General features: G+C 53.6%; 21 protein-coding genes and 1 tRNA gene. 10 read left to right on the top strand and 12 right to left on the bottom strand.

Features of this window, described 5'->3' with window-relative positions:
* Positions 1–9 precede the first annotated feature (9 nt).
* Complete coding sequence (locus AC2FIS_RS10330; RefSeq protein ID WP_496721301.1) at positions 10–390, bottom strand: hypothetical protein; 381 nt, start codon at positions 388–390, stop codon at positions 10–12.
* Positions 391–543: 153 nt separating this feature from the next.
* On the opposite strand from AC2FIS_RS10330, the gene AC2FIS_RS10325 reads away from it, so the two are divergent.
* From AC2FIS_RS10325 to AC2FIS_RS10315, 3 genes are all read left to right on the top strand, one after another.
* Positions 544–1194: a carbonic anhydrase gene (locus AC2FIS_RS10325; protein WP_113791237.1), complete on the top strand. Its 651-nt coding sequence runs from the start codon at positions 544–546 to the stop codon at positions 1192–1194.
* Between the two features lie 104 nt (positions 1195–1298).
* Positions 1299–1835 (top strand): SRPBCC family protein, encoded by a 537-nt coding sequence (locus AC2FIS_RS10320; RefSeq protein ID WP_496773232.1) that lies wholly within the window; start codon positions 1299–1301, stop codon positions 1833–1835.
* Positions 1836–1895: 60 nt separating this feature from the next.
* Entirely contained in the window at positions 1896–3041 is a 1146-nt protein-coding gene (locus AC2FIS_RS10315; protein ID WP_496773345.1) for a M24 family metallopeptidase, read from the top strand.
* 146 nt (positions 3042–3187) lie between these two features.
* On the opposite strand, the gene AC2FIS_RS10310 is transcribed toward AC2FIS_RS10315, so the two are convergent.
* The 3 genes from AC2FIS_RS10310 to AC2FIS_RS10300 form a co-directional block, all read right to left on the bottom strand.
* Complete coding sequence (locus AC2FIS_RS10310; protein WP_058275078.1) at positions 3188–4210, bottom strand: aspartate-semialdehyde dehydrogenase; 1023 nt, start codon at positions 4208–4210, stop codon at positions 3188–3190.
* A 111-nt stretch (positions 4211–4321) separates the two neighbouring features.
* Positions 4322–5356, bottom strand: coding sequence for a glycosyltransferase family 4 protein (locus tag AC2FIS_RS10305; protein ID WP_496773230.1), 1035 nt, complete (start codon positions 5354–5356; stop codon positions 4322–4324).
* A gap of 23 nt (positions 5357–5379) precedes the next feature.
* Positions 5380–6552, bottom strand: coding sequence for an MFS transporter (locus AC2FIS_RS10300; protein WP_282153584.1), 1173 nt, complete (start codon positions 6550–6552; stop codon positions 5380–5382).
* A 139-nt stretch (positions 6553–6691) separates the two neighbouring features.
* On the opposite strand from AC2FIS_RS10300, the gene AC2FIS_RS10295 reads away from it, so the two are divergent.
* Entirely contained in the window at positions 6692–7834 is a 1143-nt protein-coding gene (locus AC2FIS_RS10295) for a DUF3095 domain-containing protein (protein ID WP_496773227.1), read from the top strand.
* Between the two features lie 4 nt (positions 7835–7838).
* Here AC2FIS_RS10295 and AC2FIS_RS10290 read toward each other — a convergent pair whose 3' ends face one another.
* Positions 7839–8609 (bottom strand): HpcH/HpaI aldolase family protein, encoded by a 771-nt coding sequence (locus tag AC2FIS_RS10290; protein ID WP_496721296.1) that lies wholly within the window; start codon positions 8607–8609, stop codon positions 7839–7841.
* 15 nt (positions 8610–8624) lie between these two features.
* Entirely contained in the window at positions 8625–10037 is a 1413-nt protein-coding gene (locus AC2FIS_RS10285) for a pyridoxal phosphate-dependent decarboxylase family protein (RefSeq protein WP_496773225.1), read from the bottom strand.
* Positions 10038–10277: 240 nt separating this feature from the next.
* On the opposite strand from AC2FIS_RS10285, the gene hpaR reads away from it, so the two are divergent.
* From hpaR to AC2FIS_RS10260, 5 genes are all read left to right on the top strand, one after another.
* The gene (gene hpaR / locus AC2FIS_RS10280) at positions 10278–10712 is read left to right on the top strand and encodes a homoprotocatechuate degradation operon regulator HpaR (RefSeq protein ID WP_496721294.1); all 435 of its coding nucleotides are present in this window, start codon (positions 10278–10280) and stop codon (positions 10710–10712) included.
* A 512-nt stretch (positions 10713–11224) separates the two neighbouring features.
* Positions 11225–11932: a fumarylacetoacetate hydrolase family protein gene (locus AC2FIS_RS10275; protein WP_496773223.1), complete on the top strand. Its 708-nt coding sequence runs from the start codon at positions 11225–11227 to the stop codon at positions 11930–11932.
* Between the two features lie 574 nt (positions 11933–12506).
* Complete coding sequence (locus AC2FIS_RS10270) at positions 12507–12923, top strand: sugar 3,4-ketoisomerase (protein ID WP_496773221.1); 417 nt, start codon at positions 12507–12509, stop codon at positions 12921–12923.
* Positions 12920–14035 (top strand): DegT/DnrJ/EryC1/StrS family aminotransferase, encoded by a 1116-nt coding sequence (locus AC2FIS_RS10265; RefSeq protein ID WP_496773219.1) that lies wholly within the window; start codon positions 12920–12922, stop codon positions 14033–14035. The genes AC2FIS_RS10270 and AC2FIS_RS10265 overlap by 4 nt, the downstream gene beginning before the upstream one ends.
* Entirely contained in the window at positions 14032–15093 is a 1062-nt protein-coding gene (locus tag AC2FIS_RS10260) for a Gfo/Idh/MocA family oxidoreductase (protein WP_496773217.1), read from the top strand. The genes AC2FIS_RS10265 and AC2FIS_RS10260 overlap by 4 nt, the downstream gene beginning before the upstream one ends.
* A gap of 5 nt (positions 15094–15098) precedes the next feature.
* Here AC2FIS_RS10260 and AC2FIS_RS10255 read toward each other — a convergent pair whose 3' ends face one another.
* The 6 genes from AC2FIS_RS10255 to AC2FIS_RS10230 form a co-directional block, all read right to left on the bottom strand.
* Complete coding sequence (locus AC2FIS_RS10255) at positions 15099–16079, bottom strand: FkbM family methyltransferase (protein WP_496773216.1); 981 nt, start codon at positions 16077–16079, stop codon at positions 15099–15101.
* 116 nt (positions 16080–16195) lie between these two features.
* Positions 16196–17368 (bottom strand): ATP-grasp domain-containing protein, encoded by a 1173-nt coding sequence (locus AC2FIS_RS10250; protein WP_496773215.1) that lies wholly within the window; start codon positions 17366–17368, stop codon positions 16196–16198.
* Positions 17365–18744: a glycosyltransferase family 61 protein gene (locus AC2FIS_RS10245; protein WP_496773213.1), complete on the bottom strand. Its 1380-nt coding sequence runs from the start codon at positions 18742–18744 to the stop codon at positions 17365–17367. The genes AC2FIS_RS10250 and AC2FIS_RS10245 overlap by 4 nt, the downstream gene beginning before the upstream one ends.
* Before the next feature lie 582 nt (positions 18745–19326).
* Positions 19327–20355, bottom strand: a complete 1029-nt coding sequence (locus AC2FIS_RS10240) for a glycosyltransferase family A protein (protein WP_496773212.1) — start codon at positions 20353–20355, stop codon at positions 19327–19329.
* 229 nt (positions 20356–20584) lie between these two features.
* Positions 20585–21799 carry a winged helix-turn-helix domain-containing protein gene (locus AC2FIS_RS10235; protein WP_496773210.1) on the bottom strand — a complete coding sequence of 405 codons (1215 nt, stop codon included), beginning with the start codon at positions 21797–21799 and terminating at the stop codon, positions 20585–20587.
* 4 nt (positions 21800–21803) lie between these two features.
* A complete protein-coding gene (locus tag AC2FIS_RS10230; RefSeq protein WP_108860587.1) occupies positions 21804–22829 on the bottom strand; it encodes a LacI family DNA-binding transcriptional regulator in 1026 nt (341 codons plus the stop codon).
* Positions 22830–22943: 114 nt separating this feature from the next.
* On the opposite strand from AC2FIS_RS10230, the gene AC2FIS_RS10225 reads away from it, so the two are divergent.
* A tRNA-Arg gene (locus tag AC2FIS_RS10225) sits at positions 22944–23020 on the top strand.
* Positions 23021–23091: the final 71 nt, after the last annotated feature.

Raw genomic sequence — 23091 nt, 5'->3', positions numbered from 1 at the left:
CAAGCCCCGTCAGAGGGAAAGATCCTGCTGATCCCAGATCACGGTCAGCGATTTCTCACCTACACGGATCAGGCGCGACAGGGTGGCCCCCGTCGCGACCGCATCCCCGGCATCCACAGATTGCGCCACATCACCGGCGACACGGGCCAACGCGGTCATGCCAATCTGTTCGGCAATGGCCACCAGTGACCGCGCGCATTTCCGCAGCCCGGCCCAGTCGCGCTGACGCCAAAACCGCTCGCAGTTTGACAGGCGCACGGCCAATTCCTCGACCGTGCGGCACAATACATCCAATGCGTTCTTGTCGCCCAATTGGCGATACAGCCCGTTCAAGCGGTCTGTATCCAGCCGAACGGTTTCCTTTTGTTCAAGCGTGACTATTTTATCCACCACATCTACCCCAATTCTCTACGCCCCCACGGCATAGCTGGACATTGGCGGTAGAATCCTTTGCAAAACCTTGCGTCGATGCTGGAAAATGGGTCGAATTTTCTGCGAATTCAGGTTACAGCAGCCGACAGACAAAAGAACGGGGACATGAGAATGGACTTAGCCAAACCTCTGCCGACCTATCTGGTCAAGCGGTACCACGGATGGAAAGCCACCACCTATTCGGAAAACCAGGTCTGGTATCGCCGTCTGGCCACCGAAGGGCAGCGCCCGCGTGCGATGGTGATTTCGTGCTGTGACAGCCGGGTTCACGTCACATCGATCTTCGGTGCCGATCAGGGCGAGTTCTTTATTCATCGCAACATCGCCAATCTTGTACCGCCTTATGCCCCCGATGGAGATCACCATGGCACCAGTGCGGCCATCGAATACGCGGTTACGGCGCTGAAAGTTGCGCATCTGATTGTGCTGGGCCATTCGCAATGCGGTGGCGTTCAAGGCTGCATCGACATGTGCAAGGGTAACGCCCCTCAGCTGGAAGCAAAAGAAAGCTTCGTTGGTCGCTGGATGGATATCCTGAAACCGAAATATGAACTGGTTGCCGATGTTGAAGACAGCGTCGATCAAGCGCGTCAGTTTGAACGGCAGGCAGTCGTCGCGTCGCTGGAGAACCTGATGACCTTTCCCTTCGTTTCCTCTGCGGTAGATGACGGCTCGCTGAGCTTGCATGGGCTGTGGACCGACATCGGTGAAGGTGGCCTGCAATGCTATGACCCGGCCGAGAAGAAATTCGTGGTTGTCTAAACGGGCTGGCATCTGAGAATTTTCGAATGGCGCGGATCAGGTCTCTGATTTCGCGCCATTTTTTGTTATGATCGAAACCAAACTCTTTCGATCAGGAGCGCGTCATGCGATTCATTAAACGTATTCTCATCACTCTGCTTGTTCTTATCCTGGTTCTGGTTGGCGTGTCTTACCTTTTGCCCGGCAAGGCTGAACTGTCCCGCAGCATCACGATCAACGCGCCCGCCAGCACGATCTTTCCTTACGTGAATTCGATGCAGGAAACTGAAAAATGGTCACCTTGGTTGACGCGCGATCCCGAAACCCAGCTGTCCTACAGCGGCCCCGAGGCGGGCGTTGGCAACACCTTGAGTTGGGCATCTGAACACCCGCAGGTCGGCACCGGATCACAGGAAATCGTCGAAAGCGTTCCGGATCAAACCGTCAAAACGGCGCTTGATTTCGGTCCGATGGGGTCCGCATCGGCCTCGTTCGATCTGACGCCGGAGGGTGAACAGACTCAGGTGACCTGGGGGTTCGAATCCGATCTAGGCATGAACCCGATGTCTCGCTGGATGGGCCTGATGATGGATAAGTGGGTCGGCGGAGATTACGAGCGCGGTCTGACAAACCTCAAGGCATTGGTTGAGCAGCAAGGGTGAGCGGCAAATGCCTGAAATCTCATAAAATGCTCGCCCTACAACCTCAGGAGGGAGCCGTTGATGTTTGCTAAGAGGATGCAAAAGTTCCAGAGCCATATGTGTGAATCCGGAATCGACGTTGCCCTCGTTACGGACGACGACAACGTCTACTATTTGACCGGTTACTACGACTACCTTCACATGGAGTTCGGCAGACCAACGATCCTGGTCGTGCACAGCGATGGCGAATGCCTGTTGATCACGCCCACCATTGATCTGAACGCAGCCCTCTCTTTGGCAAAAGTCGGGCGTATCGCCGCGTGGAACGACGGAATGGGCGACGAGTGGAGAGCCGAACTTCCCGCCGCAGTAAAGGGCGCATTAAGTGTCGGGGTTGAACCCGATCTTATGCCACCGGTTGTTCGCGCCTTTGTGGAAAAACTTGTTCCTGCAGAACGGATGGTCAGCGTCACGCCAATACTCGCTGAGATGCGCATGATTAAGTCCGTCGATGAACTCAAGTTGGCCCGCCATGCGGGGCAGGTGGCCATGGCGATGATGGAGGCCGGACGCAATACCATTGGAGATGGAGTACCGGAATTTGAAGTCGCGCTCGCGACGTCTCAGGCGGGCACACGAAAGGCTGCAGAGCTTCTAGCTGCGCATTACGATGCGGCAGATATGTCTCCCAACACTCATTTTCTGCAAATCATGGCCTCGGGAGACACCATCACCAAAACTCATCATCGCGCGACCACCCGGATCATGAGACGAGGCGAGCCGGTATTTCTTTGTTTCTGCGGAATGACCAATTTCCACCGTTTCAAACTGGGCTTCGACCGCACTTTCTGGATCGGCGAGATCGTGGATAAGGAACAAGAACGCATCTACGAAGTTGCTGTTGCCAGCCAAGCGGCAGCGTTAGATGCTCTGCGTCCGGGCGTGACCGCCGAAAGCGTACATGCTGCCTATGCAGAGGCCATTCAGAGCGCGGGGTATGAGTATCCGTTTCGATGTGGACGTGCGACGGGATTTAGCTATTTAGAGAAACCGCAGTTGGTTACTGGCGACACGACCGTCTTGCAGCCTGGAATGGTTTTTGCCGTAGATGGGTCGGTAACAGTGGATACGTTTCGTGCGCAGGTAGGCGACAGTTTCATTGTTACGGAAGATGGCTGGGAAGCTGTAACCGAACATCCAAAGTCGTTGGATGCTGTCATTCTCTGAAGACTTTGATCGTAGCCTTCACAGGTTCAAAAGCCTGCCGTCTTCCATCCCTTTGTCCGAAGCTGGTGGCCGCGAATTGGCTATACGCAAAAAAGAACCCGCCGGGTCGGCGGGTTCTTCTGACATAACGTCTTTGGGGTGTATGATCAGCCCTTTTTCAGAACCTCACGGCCCAGCAGTTCCGCAATCTGTACTGCGTTCAGAGCAGCACCTTTACGCAGGTTGTCAGATACGCACCACAAGTTGATACCATTTTCAACGGTCGAGTCCTGACGGATCCGGCTGATGAACGTGGCAAAATCGCCCGCGCATTCGATCGGCGAGACGTAGCCGCCGGGTTCGCGCTTGTCGATCACCATGATGCCCGGAGCCTCACGCAGGATGTCACGGGCCTCATCTTCGTCCAGGAATTCCTCGAACTCGATGTTCACGGCCTCAGAGTGGCCAACAAAGACTGGAACGCGGACGCAGGTGGCTGTGACCTTGATCGACGGATCGACGATCTTTTTGGTCTCAACAACCATCTTCCACTCTTCCTTGGTCGAGCCGTCTTCCATGAAGACGTCGATCTGGGGAATGACGTTGAAGGCGATCTGTTTCTGGAACTTGTTCGGCGGCACGTCCGTAGTGGGATTATAGATCGCTTTGGTCTGATCCCACAGCTCGTCCATGCCTTCCTTACCGGCGCCAGACACCGACTGATAGGTCGACACGACGACGCGCTTGATGCGCGCGCGGTCATGCAGCGGCTTCAGCGCGACAACCATCTGCGCGGTCGAGCAGTTGGGGTTGGCGATGATGTTCTTGTTTTTGTAGTCGTGGATCGCCTGCGGGTTACATTCCGGCACGATCAGCGGAATGTCCGGGTCATAGCGATAGAGCGACGAGTTATCGATCACCACGCAGCCAGCTTTGGCTGCCTTGGGGGCGTATACCTTGGTCGCCTCGGACCCCACGGCGAACAGCGCCATGTCCCAGCCGGTGAAATCGAACGTGTCCAGATCCTTGGTAGTGAGTGTCGTGTCGCCAAAGCTTACTTCGGTGCCCAGCGAACGACGGCTTGCCAGAACAGCAAGTTCATCGACGGGGAACTGGCGTTCAGCCAGAATGTTCAGCATTTCGCGGCCCACGTTACCCGTGGCGCCGACGACTACGACGCGATAGCCCATTTCATGTCTCCAATGTTAAGGACGCGCGTTCATAGCCGCGTTGCAGCAAATAAAAAAGAGTTTTCGGGGTTTATTTCGCGCAATGACACCGATTTGACGTGGCGCATCGCCTCAGGTGTCGGTCAAAAGGCGTTCATATAGCGCGACTAGCGTCTTTGCCTCGCCGTTGATGTCGAAATTCTGCTCGACATGGACACGGGCGACGGCACCAGAACGCGCAAGGGAATCGCGGTCGGCCAACACCTCGGCGGCGGCGTTGGCCAGCGCGGGGATATCGCCGGGTTCGACCACGCGGCCCAGCGACGGGTCGGTGACAATCTCGGAAAACGCGCCCACGTCGGTCGCAACAACCGGCACGCCGCATGCCATTGCTTCCAGCGGCGTCAGGCCGAACCCTTCCCACCGTTGCGGGGCGATGAACAGGTCCAGCACCTGATACCATTCGGCGATCTGATCGACGGTCACCTCGGGCATGAACAGAATGCGGTCGGACAGGCCCGCCTCGGCGACCTTGTCTTTCAGTTCGGTCAGGAAGCTGGTGTGCTTTTCCGTGGCGCGGCCCATGACGATGCCATGGACGTCGTCAAAGCGGCCGCACAGTTCGATCATTGCATCGACGAAAGCATCGGTGCCCTTCTGGTGACGAATGCGGCCGTAGCAGCCCAGCAATAGACCATCTGGCAAACCCAGTCGCGCCCGAACAGCTGCTTTGTCTTCGGGCGGTGTGAAATCCTGCAAGTTGATGCCATGCATGATGACCTGCGCATCTCTCTCCAAATACTCGGCGGTTTTGCGCGAAGTCGCGACGACCGCGTCCATTTTGTCAATCAGCCATTTGGTGTAGCCGCTATGCGCGCGTTGCGAGGCGCTGGTGAACAGCAGCTTCAATCGCAGCCGCAGCACATTGCGCAGGATCAGGCCCAGCAGCATCTCTGTATTGCGGCGCGCGTGCCAGACGCGCAGTGTTTTGCGCGACAAAAAGGGTAGGCGGCCCAGCGGGATATGTGGGATGTCATCCGGCAGACCCGGCCCGGTGGCCGCGATGTCGATCCATTGCACTTGCAGCGGCACCAACCGGGCAATCGTCGCGGTCACACCCGAAAGTCTGCGTTTGAGGTTGGGGGCAATGACGCGCGGGTCGGACATGGACACTCCTGGCAGTTCCAGCGTTAGTCGACGCTGTCGCGGCTGAACAAATAGATCACGCAGCCGATGGCCAGCGTGACCGCAAAAAAGCCGAATATCGCTGTGTAGGGCGCGGTCGGGCTGATGTCCACCGTGGCGGCATGGATGCGGCCGGTGACGAATTGCGCCAGTCCTACACCGCCAATGCCGAAGAGGTTCAACAGGGTCATGCCGCGCCCAACCAGATGCGGCGGCACAAAGGCCCGGCCATGAGCCATGATGACCGGAAAGCTTGCCCCCAGAAACCCGATCGCTGCCATCAAAACAACCGACAGCCAAACCGCGTTGTCGACCCAAAGGCACATCAGAACCAACCCCACTGTGCCCAGAGCGTTGCCGCCAAAGATCACCCATTTTCGCGTGCCCAGCATTCGATCGAGCGGCCCATACGCAAAGGTACCTGCAATCATCGCCGCCCCCATGATCAGGGTCGCTGTCCCGATCTGGGTGGTGCTAAGGCCGAAGATATCGCTGAGGTATGGCCCGGCCCAAAGGCCGCGCGTTGCCGCCGACGGGGCATAGGCCACCAGCATCAGCGGCAAGATCGCCCACAGGGCGGGCTCTTTCAGCAGGTCCAGCACCGATCCCCTGTGTTCGGTCTCGACACGTTTGGGATCATGCACGCTGAACCAGATGCCCAACGCGATCGCGGCGGAAAAAACGGCCAGCGTCCCCATCGTGGTCCGCCATCCCATCAGCTCAACCGCCAGCGCAGTAGGGTACGAGGCAACCAGATTGCCGACCGATCCAACGCCCAGCATGACAGCCGCCAAAGTGGCGAAGCGGGCAGGTGGGAATTCGCGGGCGAAGATATAGTAAGATGCCATCAACACCGGTGAGCAGCCGACCCCGATCAGCCCCATGGCGATGGCGATGTGAAAAGGGGAGCTGGATAGGGCAAACAATGCCGCTCCGCCGGCACCACCGACCAGCAGCAAGACCGCCGCTGTCAGGCGCGGTCCAACTCGGTCCAGTGCCCAGCCTACGGGCAACTGCATGGCGGCAAAGATCAGAAACCAAAGACCTGACGCAAAGGCCAGATCCTCGGGTGTGGCCCCGATATCGCGCCCCAGATCAACACTGAGAACCGCGAGAAAGGCGCGAAAGAACTGGCTGAGCACATAGCCCAGGCACAACACCACCAGACCTGCCTTCATGAAAACCCTCTCCCCCAAACCGGCGAAGAAATGCTTGGCACGTCACGGTGCCACACACAAGCGCGTGTGCTATACTGATTTTGCCGGACAGTGATCACATTCGGGCTATCCTTGTCCTTACCGAATATCCGAGGTGCCAATGAAAGACGCCCAGGCCGCGTTCTATGACAGTCTTCCCCTGTTGCGGGACTTTACCCGTTTGGTGGACCCGGCGCGTTTCTCTGCTGTTCCGGGCGATTGGGCGTTGGGCGTCGCAGATATCGTTGACTCCACCGGTGAGATCGCAAAAGGGCGATACAAGACGGTGAATATGGTCGGCGCGGCGGTGATCTCGGCCATGATCAACGCGCTCCACGGCAAGGAGTTCCCTTATGTTTTTGGCGGCGACGGAGCCGGATTCGCCGTGCCCGCAAGTGAGATCGACACCGCTAAAGCGGTATTGGCAGACCTCAGGCGCTGGGCGGACGAAGAATTCTCGATCTCGCTGCGCGCAGCGCTGGTCCCGGTTGCCGAAATTCGTAAGGCAGGAAAAGACCTGCGGGTCGCGCGCTATGCGCCGTCTGATGGGGTGGATTACGCCATGTTCTCAGGTGGCGGGTTGGCCTGGGCCGAGGCGCAGATGAAGGCTGGTACCTTTTCGGTGCCGCCTGCCAAACCTGGTGCACAGCCCGACCTAACCGGTTTGTCCTGCCGGTGGTCCAACAGCAAGGCACGCAATGGTCAGATCGTCTCGGTCGTCGTTCAGCCCACAGCAAATGCGACCGAGAGTGACTTTGCGGATCTGGCCCGTTCGGTTCTGTCAGCTTCGGAGGGGTTGGAGCGTTCAGGTCATCCAGTACCAGAAGATGGCCCGCCGATCAGCTGGCCGCCGCCGGATGTTGGCCTGGATGCCCGCGTATCACGAGCCGGGAACAATTTGTTGCTGCAACGGATCAAATTGCTGGGCCAGAACTTTTTGATCGCCCTGTTGTTCGCATCAGGCAAACGGTTGGGCAATTTCGAACCCGGGCACTACAAGCGTATGGTCAGCCGTAACGCCGATTACCGTAAATTCGATGACGGGCTGAAAATGACGCTGGATTGTGACGCCGCCACGTTGACGCAAATCCGGATGATGCTTGAACAGGCGCGCGGACAGGGAAAGATCCGCTATGGACTGCATGCGCAGGACGAGGCGATGATGACCTGTATCGTCCCCTCGGCGACGCGCGACGATCATGTTCACTTTGTGGATGGGGCTTCGGGTGGTTATGCGCAGGCCGCTGCCACCATGTACGCCTGACGCGCTATTTAGCTTTCCATTTTGCCGCCAACGTCCGGGATGCCTGCGCCAGCAACATCACATCAATGCCGACCGCAAGAAACTGTGCACCCATTTCATAATATGCTTGGCTGGCCTCGTCATTGGTGCCCAGAATGCCGGGCGCTTTGCCGGCGGCCTTGATACGCGCTATGGCATCCGCAATGACAGCGCGCACTTCGGGTGCTGCGCTGTTTCCCTGAAACCCCATGTCCGTGGACAGGTCCGCTGGGCCAATGAACACCCCGTCGATGCCGTCGACCTTCAGGATATCATCCAGCGCGGCAATTCCGGCGCGGTTTTCCACTTGCACCAGAAGGCAGATTTGGTCGTCTGCAGTTTGAATGTACTCGGGGATCGAGCCGTACATTGTCGCCCGGGCCGCACCGGCCCCAACGCCACGCACACCTGACGGCGGATAGTGGCAGTCCCGAACCAACTGTCGCGCCTGATCGGCGGTTTCGACCATAGGTACCAGAACGGTTTGCGCCCCGGCATCCAGCACCATCTTGATCAAAGCGGTGTCGCCAACCGGAACCCGCACCACCGGATGCGAGGCGCAGGCCGCCAACGCCATAAGCTGATCACGTATTGATCGGATATCGTTCGGCGCATGTTCACCATCAATGACCAGCCAGTCGAACCCGGCGGTGCCCATAATTTCGGCAGTGATGGATTCGGCAAAACTCATCCAGCAGCCGATCTGTCGATCTCCCCTTCTTAGAGCCTGTTTGAAGCTGTTTTTCTGGACTGGCATGGCCGGACCTCCTGTTTATGTAAGTGAGCGGGCGATTTCGGTTATGACGTCATAGGCCATTCGAACATCGTCTTCGGTGGTTTCGAACTGACCGGCCTGGAACCGGATCACCAGGTCGCCATCCACGCGGGTTTGCGTCAAATAGATGCGGCCGTCGTCATTGATGGCGTTCACCAGGCGCAGGTTCAAATCGTCCAGATCTGTTTGGCCCGTGGGTGCATAGCGGAACGTCCAAAGCGACCACATGGGCTGGGTCACGATTTGGAAATCCGCCTCGGCAGCCAGTCGTTCATGCAGCGCCACGGACCAGTTCACGTGATTGCGCAGCCGCGCGCGCAGCCCTTCCAAACCATAGGCCCGTATTACAAACCACAGCTTGAGCGCCCGGAACCGGCGACCCAGAGGCACCGACCATTCCGAATAGTTGATGATCCCATCCTTGCCGTGAGTTTTGAGGTATTCCGGGCTGATCGCCAGCGTCTGCACCAGATCATCGGGGTCTTTCAGGAAATGCGCGCAGCAATCGAACTGCACGCCCAGCCATTTATGCGGGTTGAACACGATGCTGTCGGCTTGATCCACGCCAGGCCAGTAGTGGCGGTATTCCGGGCAAATCATAGCCGATCCGGCCCAGGCCGCATCTACGTGGGAATAAAGCCCGTATTTCTGGGCGATCTTCAGGCATTCATCAACGGGATCGGTGGCCCCCGTTCCCGTGCCACCAACGCAAAGGATGACGCCCGCCGGATGCAAACCAGAGTCTAAATCGGCCTGGATCGCTGCCTCCAGTGCTGCGGGATCCATCCCGCGCCAATGTCCTTTGATCGGAATCCGCACCAGATTGTCTTGCCCGATCCCCGCAACCCAAATGGCACGATCGACCGAGGTGTGCACTTCGGCCGAGCAATAGACGCGCAGGGGTTTCTGCCCAAAAAGACCCTGTTGATTTCCCTGCCATTTCAACGCCTTCTCCCGCATCGTTAGCACGGCAGCCAATGTCGCGGATGAGGCGGAGTCCTGAATAACGCCAGCGAATCCCTCGGGCAGATCCAGCGCGTGGCGCAACCAGTCCATCATCCGCGTTTCCATCTCGGTCGCGGCTGGTGAGGTCTGCCACAACATACATTGCGGTGCGATGGCGCTGGCCAGAAACTCGGCTAGGACCGACGGGGCAGAGGCGTTCGAATTGAAATAGGCAAAGAACCTTGGATGTTGCCAATGGGTTATCCCCGGCATCACGATCTGTTCGAAATCCTGAAACACGTCCTCCAGTGGCTGTGCGTGCTCGGGTGGCAGCGCGGGTAGGGCGTTGAGGATATCCCCCGGCTCAGTCCGGGCGCGGACGGGTTTGTCGCCTACAGTCAGGTGGTAATCCTGCGTCCACTCGGCAATTCGTTTGCCCCAATCCGAAAACTCGTCCCACTTCATCGCAACCCTCAGATTTCTGCTAACCCCGGGATCGGACCGGGACTTAGTTTCTTTGTGCGTCCAGTGATCGTCATTCTGAAGAAAACGTCAATATTAATTGCTTTGTTTACTAATTTTGAGATGCGGCTCGAAGCCGCGATGTGCCTAAAAGGGTCGTATATTACACGGTCAAGTTTATGATATCATGGGTAAAACGCTTGGCCAGTTGCAGTTTGATCCAATTTGGGCAAAAATTCCACTATGACCAGCGACTTGCCTAATACGTCCCGCTCATTGCCGATTGCACTGCTGCGGGCGCGCGAAAGGGTCATGGGGCCCATTCGACATATGCTGGCTGATGCGGGTGTTACGGAACAGCAATGGCGCGTTCTGCGTGTTCTGAAAGAAGAAGGCCCTCAAGAGCCAACGCATATCGCGGATCGATCGTGCCTTTTGCTGCCCAGTCTGACGCGCATTCTGCAAAAACTGGAAGCCAAGGATTTGATCCGGCGCCGGGTCCATCCCGAGGATAAGCGTCGTCAGATCATCGATATCACGGCCAAAGGCGAAAAGATCATCCAAGACAACATGCAGGTGACACTTCGTCTGGCTGAAGAGATCAAGACCCAGCTAGGCCCGGATCGGCACGAAGCGCTGCTGGACCTGCTGAACGATCTGCATGATTTGAAGACCTGATCGCACGTCGGGCATGCAAAGGCTTTTGCCCCCGCCAGAGAAGTATGGGTATCCTCCGGCGGGGTGGCCAGACTTTGACTGGACTGCGTGTCTGGCCTGTGGCCGGATGGATTTATCCGGCTCACACCTCAGAGAAACAGCCACCTGAAAATAAGCGGACATCCGGACGCAAAGACCGTGTGGGGGTACAGGTCTTTGGCCGTCGCTCTCTGATTCAGTTGCACCCGCCTACAGGCAAATCACCTGATCAGCGACGGGTGGATTTCGGATATCGCCAGGGAATGAGTGTCAAAACGATGGTGGCGTGATCCATGATACAACCAAAGGTAGCGCGCACCCAAGGCTTTCCAAGGCGAAACTTTGAATTGTGAACAGCCAGCGACGGGGCTAGTTCGCGTGATGGTGATGGTGATGGTGATGGTGATGGTGATGCTAGGCGCGACCCTGCATGGCTTGTTCAACTGGTCCTGCCAACTTAGAAACAAGCCGCCAGTTACAGTTAGGGGGCTTTGATGCCGGACAATCTGTTTTCCTTACCCGACCCGATTTCGATCCCGGTTGAGGGTGAATTGTCGACGTATCCCGTGGGACGCATTTTCTGTGTTGGCCGCAATTATGCGGCCCATGCGGCCGAAATGGGAAATGAGGTCGATCGTGAGGCGCCGTTCTACTTTACAAAATCTGCCCCGAACGCGGTTCTGTCGGGTGCAACCGTGCCTTATCCGCCGGGAACTGAGAATTTTCACCACGAGATGGAGCTGGCGGTCGCGATCGGCAGACCCGTTTTTCGTGCGACGCGGGCCGAGGCGCTGGACACGGTTTATGGCTATGGTTGTGCGCTGGACATGACGCGTCGTGACCTGCAAATCCGCGAACGGAATAAACAGCGCCCGTGGGATCTGGGCAAGGATCTGGAAAACGGCACTGTGTTGGCCGCTTTGACCCGCGCGGCAGATTGGTCCCCGGACGACAATAAACGCATTTATCTTAACGTGAACGGGGAAACGCGGCAGGACGCGACGCTGGAAGAGCTGATCTGGAAGATAGATGAGGTCATCTGCCATTTGTCTGGATACTATCACCTGCGGCCCGGTGATCTGATCCTGACTGGTACACCGGCTGGGGTTGGCCCGGTGTTGGCGGGCGATGTCCTGGAAGGCGGGATTGACGGGTTACAGCGCATCGGAATGGCTGTTTTAGAGTCTGAAGACTCTGCTTAAATAGTTTGCGCCGGTGGACTATAGGCAGGATTGGCAATCTAAGCACGCAAAACAAGATTGCGTTAAGAGATTGATATATAATTTGTAATTCCGGTCAATGTTTACCGATTGTTTGGTGGCTTGGGTGCTTTAGAGGCTGGTTTCTTGCGGATTGGTCAGCTCGGATTACCGGGTGTTCGGGCTCTGCTTGGTCTGAGGGCCGTTAGAGGTCAATACTCAAGATGCACAAGATATTACTTTGGTAGTCGGCCAAATTGGGGTGGTTGCTGAAAACACTCTTTCTCGTTGTGGATCTTGCAGCGGGCGATTGCACCATTTTAGCCGCTATTGGCGTCAATATTCGCCAGTCGGCCTGCTTTTTGAATCATTGTATTGCACAGTGAGAGGTGATGCGGCAAATCCTTGCCCTAAGCCGTTGTTTTTGGATCAGAACCCTTTACCATTTGCTGACATTTAAGTAACTACTAAAAACGTTATAATAGAGTAGATAATGGCGTTCTCTCTTAACGATAGCCGGATGTCCGATGTGCTAGAGCTGGGGTCAATATCCAAAGATTAAAGGATTGTTTTCAGAATGAAAATTGACGGTTGTAAGGTCCTTGACCTTCCCAAAATAGAGGACCATCGCGGTAATCTGACCTTTATTGAAGGCGGCAACCATATAGATTTTAGCATACGAAGAGTTTACTATTTGTATGACGTGCCCGGCGGAAGTGTTCGCGGCGGTCACGCACACAAGGCGCTGCACCAACTGATGGTGGCAATTTCAGGTGCCTTTGATGTAACACTGGATGATGGTCATTCGAAGAAAACAATTCAACTGAACAGATCACATAAAGGGCTGTACATCGGCCCGATGGTATGGCGCGATCTCAATAATTTCACTTCTGGTGCAGTCTGTATGGTTTTAGCTTCAGAAACCTACGACGAAGCCGATTACTATCGGGACTATGACGAATTTCTACTGAAAGCGAAGGAAGAAAATCGATGACTGTGCCGTTTCTTGACCTCGCCGCAGCATACCAAGAGCTAAAGGTCGATATTGACGCCGCTGTTGGACGTGTCCTCTCGAGTGGCTACTATATTTCGGGCCCAGAAGTCGAATCCTTCGAGCATGATTTTGCCAATTACTGTGAGGCTGAAAGAGCAATAGGTGTCGGTAATGGATTAGATGCCTTGATACTATCTCTACGGGCGCTCGGGATCGGTCCCGGTGACGAGGTCATAGTGCCATCAAATACGTATATTGCGTCCTGGCTCGCTGTTTCTGCGGTCGGTGCAACTCCTGTAGGAGTAGACCCTAACCCTTTGACATTTAATATTGAATCCAACAATATCTCAGGGGCGATAACCGATCGGACTCGTGCAATTATGCCAGTTCACCTCTATGGACAGCCGGCAGATCTTGATCCGATTTGCTCTTTGGCAAAAGAGCGCGGGCTATTCGTTATAGAGGATGCCGCTCAATCGCACGGAGCTCGGTACAAGGGAAAGCGCATTGGATCTCATGGCGATGTAGTTTGTTGGAGTTTCTATCCGGGCAAGAATCTTGGTGCCATGGGCGATGGCGGTGCAGTGACCACGAACAATCCCGATATTGCTGATCGAATTGCTCTCTATAGAAATTATGGATCTCAGAAAAAATACTATCATCAAGTCAAAGGGACCAATAGTCGATTGGATCCGATCCAGGCGGCAATACTGCGTGTCAAACTCCAGCATTTGGACGATTGGAATGAAAGACGTCGTCTTGTTGCCAAGAACTACCTTGATTCGATCGATGTCTCGGGTCTGATCATGCCTTATGTACCAAACTGGGCGGAGCCCGTTTGGCACTTGTTTGTAGTTCAGGTAGATCAACGGGATATTGTTCAGTCCAAATTGACAGAAGCTGGCATAAACACGCTGATTCACTACCCGGTCCCTCCGCACCTTCAGGAGGCCTACCAAGATTCTGCTATTCCTAGCAACGCCTTTCCAGTTGCAACCCAAATGGCCGAGAGTCTGCTGAGCTTGCCAATCGGACCACACTTTTCGCAAAACGACCAAAACAAAGTACTCAGAGAGTTGAGCTGCACACTGGAAAAGGTGTTTAAGAAATGAAGATCGCTGTAATTGGAAGCGGATTGATCGGTCGAAAACACATCGATTTGATTGCAGAGAACCCTAGTCTGGAATTGGCGGCAATTGTGAATCCAAATCACACCCCAATAGACATTATGGAAGCGTATAGCGTTCCAAATTTTGGGTCGCACCGAGATCTGATTGACGCGGGCGTTGCCGAGGCTGCGATTATCTCAAGCCCGAATGAGACACATGCGGAAATTGCAATTGACTTGCTTGAAGCAGGTATGCCCGTTTTGATTGAAAAGCCCATCGCAGCATCTCTGGAAGAATGTGAGGCCATCTTAGACGCGGAAGCGCGCACTGGTGTGCCGGTACTCGTTGGGCATCACCGTAGGTACAATCCAGTCATCCAAGAAATGCATGACCTCATTCGAGGAGGAGAACTGGGGTCTTTGGTAGGGTTTTCGGGCGTTTGGTCTGTTCGAAAGCCCGACGACTACTTCAATACTGATTGGCGTGTTGGTCCTTCGGGTGGGCCAATCATGATCAACTTGATTCATGAAATTGAGTATCTGCAGGCGATGGTTGGTCGAATCCACGGTCTGTCGGCGTTCTGCGCCAATCGGCGACGCCGGCCAGAAGTTGAAGCTACAATTTCGTTGAATATGGAATTCGAGAGTGGGGCGTTAGGGACAATACTCTTGAGTGACAGCGCTGCGTCTCCTTGGAGTTGGGAGCAAGCGACTGGGGAGAACGCACCTACTTTTCCTCAATCCCGGAAAAACCCATACCGGTTTCTGTTTGACCGGGGGGCGGTGGAGTTTCCCCAATTAAAGATTTGGAAGCAAGAAGACCCAGATTGGACGAAGCCGTTTGAAACTGAAGATCGCAATAGGCTGACGCAAAGCTGGCAGAGTGTTTTTTCAGATCAGCTCGCCCATTTTCACGATGTTGCTCTAGGCAAGGCTGTGCCAAGAATTTCGGCGCGGGATGGAACGAACGCATTGAACACAGCGTTGGTTGTCCGTCAGGCACTTGATGAACCGGGGCGGTATCTAAAAGTACCAACGCCCCGGAGTGCTAACCCGTCATAGTGTGGCTATGACGGGATGAAGTACATCACCGTTTCATAAATCGATTCCGTGTAGTGTCGCAAATGGACCTGATAATTGGGATTGAAGCCCAGCACGATTTCTGGGACTTCCCAAAAATCGCTGGGACGATGATAGACGGAAATCGCCAGTGTTGGTCTGTGTTTTGAAATAAGTTCCCCGGCGCCCTTTAACGCGCCAATTTCTGCCCCTTCAATATCCATTTTTAGGAATGTGGGTGGAACACTTCCAAACTCATCCAGTTTGCGTATATTGATTACCAATTCGCCGTTTTTTGCCAGGGTGGATGCCGAGCCATCAGATGAAAACCGCGCTTCACCGGGCTCCGATCCGGCGCCGTAGGGCATGATTTCCACGTCATGCAGGTCTTCGGTCGCCTTTTTGCAGTTCTCTTGATTTCTCGGTTCCGGTTCGAAGATTTTGATGGAATCGTATCCTGGGAATCGCCTGGCGAACTCTTGAGAGGTATACCCATCAAAACCACCGACGTCCCAGAAAACAGCGCCATCAGGAAAGGTTATGAAGGGTTCAAAATACTGTTCTTTTTGCCGATCCGAAAATCCGTCCAAATGTGTCAGGTCAAGTGAGGACCTAAAGCCAAAAAGCTTGTCGAGAATCTCGCTCGACGTCGGATCCGCCATTAGATTTCTTAGCCACTCAACACGTTCAGGGTTTTGGGCTAGTGCTTCGTCAAACCCTTCATTGAAAACAATATCGCGGAGCGACAGATTCGAGTGCTTTAGGAATGAAAAATAGTCGAGGTGATCAATGCTTAGATCGTCCAGGAGCTTTGCCACTGTCAGGGGTTTACCGCCCGATGCAGCCACAACGAGTGCATCTGCCGGAAGATCGCTGATCTTTAACACGGGAATTCCACAGTAAACTTGCTCGTTAGTGAAATCGTCGATTACTCCGGCAATACTGACGTGTTCAAGAATGCTCTTTGTATAAACATTACGTCCAAACACGAACCGTTGTCGTGTGTCGGCATTGAGAAACCGGGAGCAGAACGCTTTAGCTATGTTTGTGCGCTCTTCGGATTTATGTTTGTTTTCCAATTTTTCAGCTTTCTAAAGAGTTATTCTCAGTTTTGGGAGTGCGAGTGGTCATAACCTTGCATATCCACTTCAAATTGTGGGTTAGGAGTATCCTCACTGCTACTTACAGAGAATAGTATCCCGGCTTTATCGTAAGGGGCGACTTCCAATTCCCCACCACTAGTTTTTAATGGTACATATTCCAATCTGTTTCCAGAATTTTTGAATGTAACAGAGAACAAGGGCTGTTTTTGAGAGACTGTCAAAATGCGACGCTCAACCTGAACCGTAGCCTGAGGCATCACTTTTTGAGTGTCGTAGGTCAAACCGAGGAAGGGCATCACATAGTACTTTGCGTAATCGATGCCGCATGAAAGTTCGATCTTATGTCCGTAGAGATCGCCGGGACACCTTCTCATGCATTCAATAATCCAATATTCATCGCCCTTTGCGATGAATTGTGTGTGCATCAGTCCGTTATTGGGTTTCATATCGTCGACAAGGCGGCACATGCTTTCTTGTACGCCCGTCTTAATCTGTTCCGGGAGGGTGGACGGAAAAACCGAGCGATCGACTGCATAGGGATACACCTCGCAATACTCATCTGCGAATTCATGCCAAAAGACCTCACCATTGAAAACAAATGCCGTATGGCTATGCAGACTTCCTTCAACAAACTGTTCGATCAAGACACGTTTCTGCCTGGAACTGCCAAACGCATCCTGGATCGCGCGTTCTAAATCTCCTTGCTGGTAAACGACATTAACGCCACGACCGCTAAAACTATCAACTGGCTTTACGATCGCGGGCATTGGGATATGACCGGCGTCAAACAGGCTGTCAGGAGTAAACTCACCGTATTTACGGGGCGAAGGAATCGTTAGTTCCTCTAACTTCTCCCGATATGCATCTTTCGTGTGAAGAACACGCGCAACTTCCGGGGTGTCAAAACCCGGGTAGCCAAGTTTGTCGGCAACATAGGTTGCGGCCATATACGCATAGTCATTGCACGATGGTACAATGCAATCGAAGTCATTCGCCTTGCATGCTTCAAGCAAAGTCTCAGGGTTTGAGTAATCTTCGTAGATGGACGCATGTGCATAGGCGTGGCAGGGATCATCCGGATTGCGGCCAATGACGGTTACCTGAGCACCGAGTACTCGCATTGCCTCAAATATTGGGGCCGCACTGAAACTGGAGCCGATGAGAAGTGCTTTCATTGTTCGTCCATCTCTTTGTGAGTTTTGGATTCGTTTAGCGCCCAGTCCAGCGCCTCTTCTAAAGCAGAAAGGTCGGCAAAAAAATCGCGATTCGAGCGTGGTTGATCGGGGTTCGGTATCTGTCTACCGAGGACAAAAGATACTCGATGGCCTAGCGCTGCAAACAGATTGGAAAAGTAGAAATAGTTTGCGCCCCGATATGAAGGTGCCAGCAAAACGACAGAAGCACCCGGCGCCCGAAACAATAAATTCAGAGATGCAGCGCCTATTGGAGAAACGACGCACTCACAGTCTTTCAACAATTGAACTTGTTGAGCGACAGAGAGATCGGCTGGATCAACCGCTACAAAACCTTTCTCTGACAACATATTTTCCACACTGAAGGTGTTGAGAAGACTACGGCCGTTGCCGGAAGTCCGATCTTCCCTTCGCAAGTACACACGTTTCAGTTCAGCGCTGGACATTTCGCCAATCTTAGACTCGCCAGCGTCATAAACTAAAGCGTCTGTCTCACCGCTTGATGTCTTTCTTACCCACTGAATTGTCGGTAACCTCGCGGCGGTCGCTGTCCGGTTCGACAAATGTTCAGCTTGTTTGCATGCAACTTCCCTTAAGTTTGCGAGGGCCATATCCGAAAAGTACATCGTCTGCGTGTGAGACACATTTTGAGCGCCGCCTGTGTCGTGTGCTCGATCTTCAGGTGGAATATAAGTTGTAGGTGTCAAATACACCAAATTTTGGACGTGCACTCGCTGCCAATTAGGAACATGTATAACTTCGCGATTTTTGCGATTAAGCAGGGCGAGGGTTTCAAGTAGTCGTGGATGAAGTGGGCGATCGATAAGAAGTGGATAACCATCAAACTCAGGTATTTCGTCTATAAGTGCCAGCCTAGGCATGGCCTCGATCAAGAAATGAGCGAAGTTTCCATTACACTGCCCAAGAATACTGATGCCCCGTTCCACCCTAAGCTTTTTTGTTTTCAGCCAAAGTGATACCTTTTGGAAACCGGAAGAGAGCTTAGCCCTTCCTTCGATCTCAGCGGTAAACATGTCGCGCAATGGATCAACCACCGTCGGATAATACGCGGTGGAATCTTTCAAAATAAACTCCGTGCGACCAACGACACTTACATCTTTAATTTCACAGATCTTTAATTCAGGGCAATTAAACGTCCCATTGTAATCATTAGTGTCAATATCGCCAATTTCTCCAAAAAAAGTTGGAGCAAGGCCTTTTTTGACTTGTGAAGGAGCGAGTCTAGTTAATTTGACGCCGTCAGCGTCATAGATCTTGGATATATCGGTTAACTCAAAAGACTTTGACATAACTTTGCGGCGGAGCAAGTTATAGAGTTTGTTATCGTTATTAGGCATAATTTTCGCCTGAGTTTATGACGGCCAGAGGAGTCTGCGTCCCGTGATCATCGTATTGGAATTCGTTTGTCGACGGCGACCCTATTATCCAGAGCTAAAACGCGCAACCCCAAGGTGGTGATTTCGGTTGTGAACTTACACTGTCGGTTCCTTTCGTCGCGTCGACGGCACCAGAATTGATCGAGAACTTGCTGCGTATCAAAGACTGTCGTGCAGATTGGGAGAGGTATTGTTGCCCTGAAACAACTGTAACCTTGTCTGAGTATCGCTTAGATGCTCTAAAACAAAGGATAGCCTTCATTGGGTTGATCTGCTTCGCCAAATCTATAGTTTGACTGCGCTGTTTCTTGGGCACACCGTTTTCGGGCATCTTTTTGGATGTTGACCAAAAACCACACGAAAAGAGCGTAGGTTTTGAAGTATAGGTGAAAATTCTCTCATTTATTGCAGCCAAGAACCTAAGCAAAGGATCCTTGTTGCGGTTAATTCACCCGAAACTACCACCGAGTCTGTCTGTTCTGGATGTGAGTGCAGGACTTGCTGAGCAATTCTTTGACGTCCGGATGGCAAGGCGGTATTCCATCACTTAATAAACGTGACCTTTAATCTGTTTTTTAAATAATACCTCAGTGCCCGGAGCCTCAAAGAGGAAGTAGTGTTTGCGGATTTGCAAAATTTGACCAAGAGTTTTTGGTCCTGTCGATTGCGCGCTCCTCTAATAGTTGTCAGTTCGATATGACCCAATATTTCCGGTCCGAAGGTCGGACCAAAATGTTCAAAAACCCATTGTCGAATAGTTTGGTAGTCGTGCCAATTGCGAATTTCTATATGTGACCAGTCAAAGCTACTCCAAAATATATTGGGGACATATTTGGCGACTACTTCCAATATCAGTTTGCTCTGACGCAATTTTACTTGGTGCACGTTTTTTTGGTGTACTCGGTACAACCAAGTTGCTTTCTCGTGGAATTCGAAAATACGATCATTATTAGCCATGTGTGTAAAAACGCGAAGAACAAATGAGTAATCATCAGCAAGCAATTCTTCGTCAAACCCGCCCACGGAGTTTATTAGATCTCGACGCATCACGGTTCCCTGAAGGAATATCCGTGAGACCTGTCTAAATAAATGCTCTTCCAGCACCCTTTTCGCATCGCCGCTTCGTAGTGGTTCAATAAAACCAGTGTCATAAAAATGAGGTGTTCTTTGGGCCGGATCTTCATCAAAATAAACAAGATAGGGGAGGACTAAATCTAAGTTTTTATTTTTCTCTAGGCCTGCGACAATATCATCAAGGGGATATCCAGGCGTTAGCATATCATCCCCGGACATCATTAGAACATATGGCCCATCGGTGGCGTCGATTAATTTTTGAGTATTCGCGGCCGTGCGGCCCGTATTTTCCTGCTGCAAGATCCTGATAGGGCAATTCGCTTGAGAGGCAAAGGATATGGCAACTTCGGCAGTGCGATCGGCCGAGCCGTCGTCCAAAACAACGACCTCGAAATTTGGGTAACGGATAGATGACAAGCTACGCAGGCAAGCTTCGATGTATTTCTCGTGCTGATATGTCAACACGACCACGGAAACTTTCGGCAGTTCACTCGACATGGATTCTCCTTTGAGCCCAGGGTGCGGTCACGGACTGATATATGTGATCAAGGTGGGAAACCAGTCCTGATACTCATCCGTTAAAGCAGTTCATCTGTACTTTTATCAGACCTGTGAATCATTGTTCAGTTCGAACAGAATTTCTGTGAAGAAGCAACAAACCTACGGACGGCCATATTGGGCAAGGCTTCTAGGTCATTGTTTACGGTTGTCGTGCTTCTGTAACAACTTACAATGGGTCTTTTAACCAATCACGGGCGAATTCTACGTTGTCCAACCCGGTGAATCGTCGGACCCGGTCGAGCTCTGACTGCAACTTTTTGGCCCTGGCATCAGACCAGCGCACGGATCTTTCCGGCCAAAAGGCGCTGACCTGCAACACGCCGCGGTCCCGGTTGGCTTTCATGTCAATCCGCCCGATCAATCGGTCGCCCTCAAGCAGCGGGAACACATAGTAGCCGTAGGTGCGTTTTGGGGCGGGTACAAAAACCTCGATGCGATAGTGAAAGCCGAACAACCGTTCCGCACGGTTGCGGTCGCGCAGCATGGGATCAAATGGGCTAAGGACCCGAATACGGCCCGAGGGACGGGGTGCAGCCTGTGCATTCTCGGAAACGGTTGGTCGGGCGATCACCTTGCGCAGCTTGCCGTCCGCGCAGGTCACCTCGATCTCTTCCAATTTTCCCTGAATTAGACCCTGTTCATACCAGGACTTTGCCTCACTCGTTGTGACAGTGTCCCAAAATGCGGCCAGTTCGCCAGACGTCGCGAACCCCAGCCGGTCAAGTGCCGCGTTGCACAGCCAATCCACTGTCTCCTCGGCTTCACAGGGCATATTGCCCGGGCAAAGATGCGATTCGATCACCCGTTCTGTCAGATCATAGCGCTTTTGAAATCCTTGCCGCCCTATGACCGTCAGAGCACCCGAGCGCCAAAGAAACTCCAACGCCGTTTTTGACGGATGCCAATCCCACCAGCCGCCGGATCCCTTTTTCTCGTCCTTGCCAACGTCGGACGAAGAGACCGGCCCGTGATCCCGAATATGTTGCAGAACGGTTGCAAATCGCTGCTCGAACCCATCGCGGCGCCAGTTCTTCCATCGGGACTTCAGCAAATCCGCATCGCGCTGAAACCGCAAATGCCAGTGCGGATAAAACGCCATCGGAATGACAGCGGCGTCATGGGTCCAGTGTTCAAAAAGCGCCTTGTCGCTCTCGTACAAGCGTTTGAGATTGCCTGCGCGATAAGATGGGCGCCGCGAAAACAGGATCATGTCATGGGCGCGCGCAACCGTGTTGATGCTGTCCAATTGCACAAAGCCAAGACGATGGATCAGGTCCAGCAATTCCGCGCCTTTTGCGCCGCCCGATGGCGGCTCGGCCAATGCATGATGATCCATGAACAGCGCGCGAGCTGTTCGGTTGTCAAGCCGTTGCAGCGCCACGTGTTCAGCGCCGCTTTAAGGTGTCGCCAAAGCTGATCTTGGGGGTTAGGGTCACACGCGTGTCGACCTCGGCATTGGGATCAGCCAATTGCGCTGCGATGATCTCTGCGGCTGTGCGTCCGATCTCCAACCTGCAGGCGTCCATTGTGGCCAATTTTCGCGGCAGACCCTGCAGAAGCTCGACATTGTTGAACCCGGCGAGGCCGATCTGTCCCGGCACATCAATACCCTGATCCAGCAGATACAGCAGTCCACCGGCACCGATCATGTCGTTGGAGTAGTAGAGGAAATCCAGATCTGGGGACCGTTCCAGCATGGTCTGGGTCATCTCACGCCCTTTGGCCAGAGCCGATCCACCAGAGTAGAATTCGCGATCCTCGATCTCGACCCCGTGTTTGCCCAGAACTTCGGTGAAGCCTTCGAACCGTTTGCGGGCCCTGTGATCCAGCGGCATTTTGGTGCCCATGAACCCGATATGCTCATAGCCAGCCTTCAGGATCGCCTGCGCCATTTCGCGCCCGGCACGACGATGAGAGATCCCGACCATCGCGTCCACCGGCTTGCCGTCTGTGTCCATGATTTCGACCACCGGAATACCAGCTGAATCCAGCATCGCCCGCGCGGCCTCGGTGTGTTCGAGGCCAGCAATGATTACTCCGGACGGCCGCCACGAGAGCATCTCGTACAGCACTTTTTCCTCTTTTTCCGGCATATAGTCGGTGACGCCCACAACCGGTTGCAGCTCGGTGTCTTCCAGCACCTGATTGATGCCGGTTAGAACCTCGGGGAAGACCATGTTCGACAGCGAGGGAATGATCACCGCCACCAAATTCACCCGGCTAGATGCCAATGCGCCCGCAATTTTGTTGGGGACATACCCCAGCTCTTTCGCGGCGGCCAAGACGCGGGTGCGCGTGGCGTCCGAAACATCGCCCCTGTTCCGTAGAACCCGACTGACCGTCATTTCCGACACTCCGGACGCTTCCGAAACATCACGAAGGGTAAGCGGGCGTTTGGTTTCTGTTGTCACTGGGGCACCTGCGATGTTGTTTTGCCCGATGGTAGCGTGAACAGAGTGAGACTTACAACCGTCGCGCAAAGGCCATGACAAGGTTGAAAAACCCGGCTAAAGAGAGCGTCGCGCGGCCCCGTGGCTCAACTGGATAGAGCAGCCCCCTCCTAAGGGGCAGGTTGCAGGTTCGAATCCTGCCGGGGTCGCCAAAATTTTACAAAGTATATCTTGCTAATATTGATCTAACAAATTTGTGCGATCCGATATGTGATAAAACCGG

This window comes from Ruegeria sp. CDSB113 (genome assembly GCF_059611045.1).
Note: the sequence above shows the minus strand (reverse complement) of the source record. Positions and strands in the feature narration are given on the sequence as shown.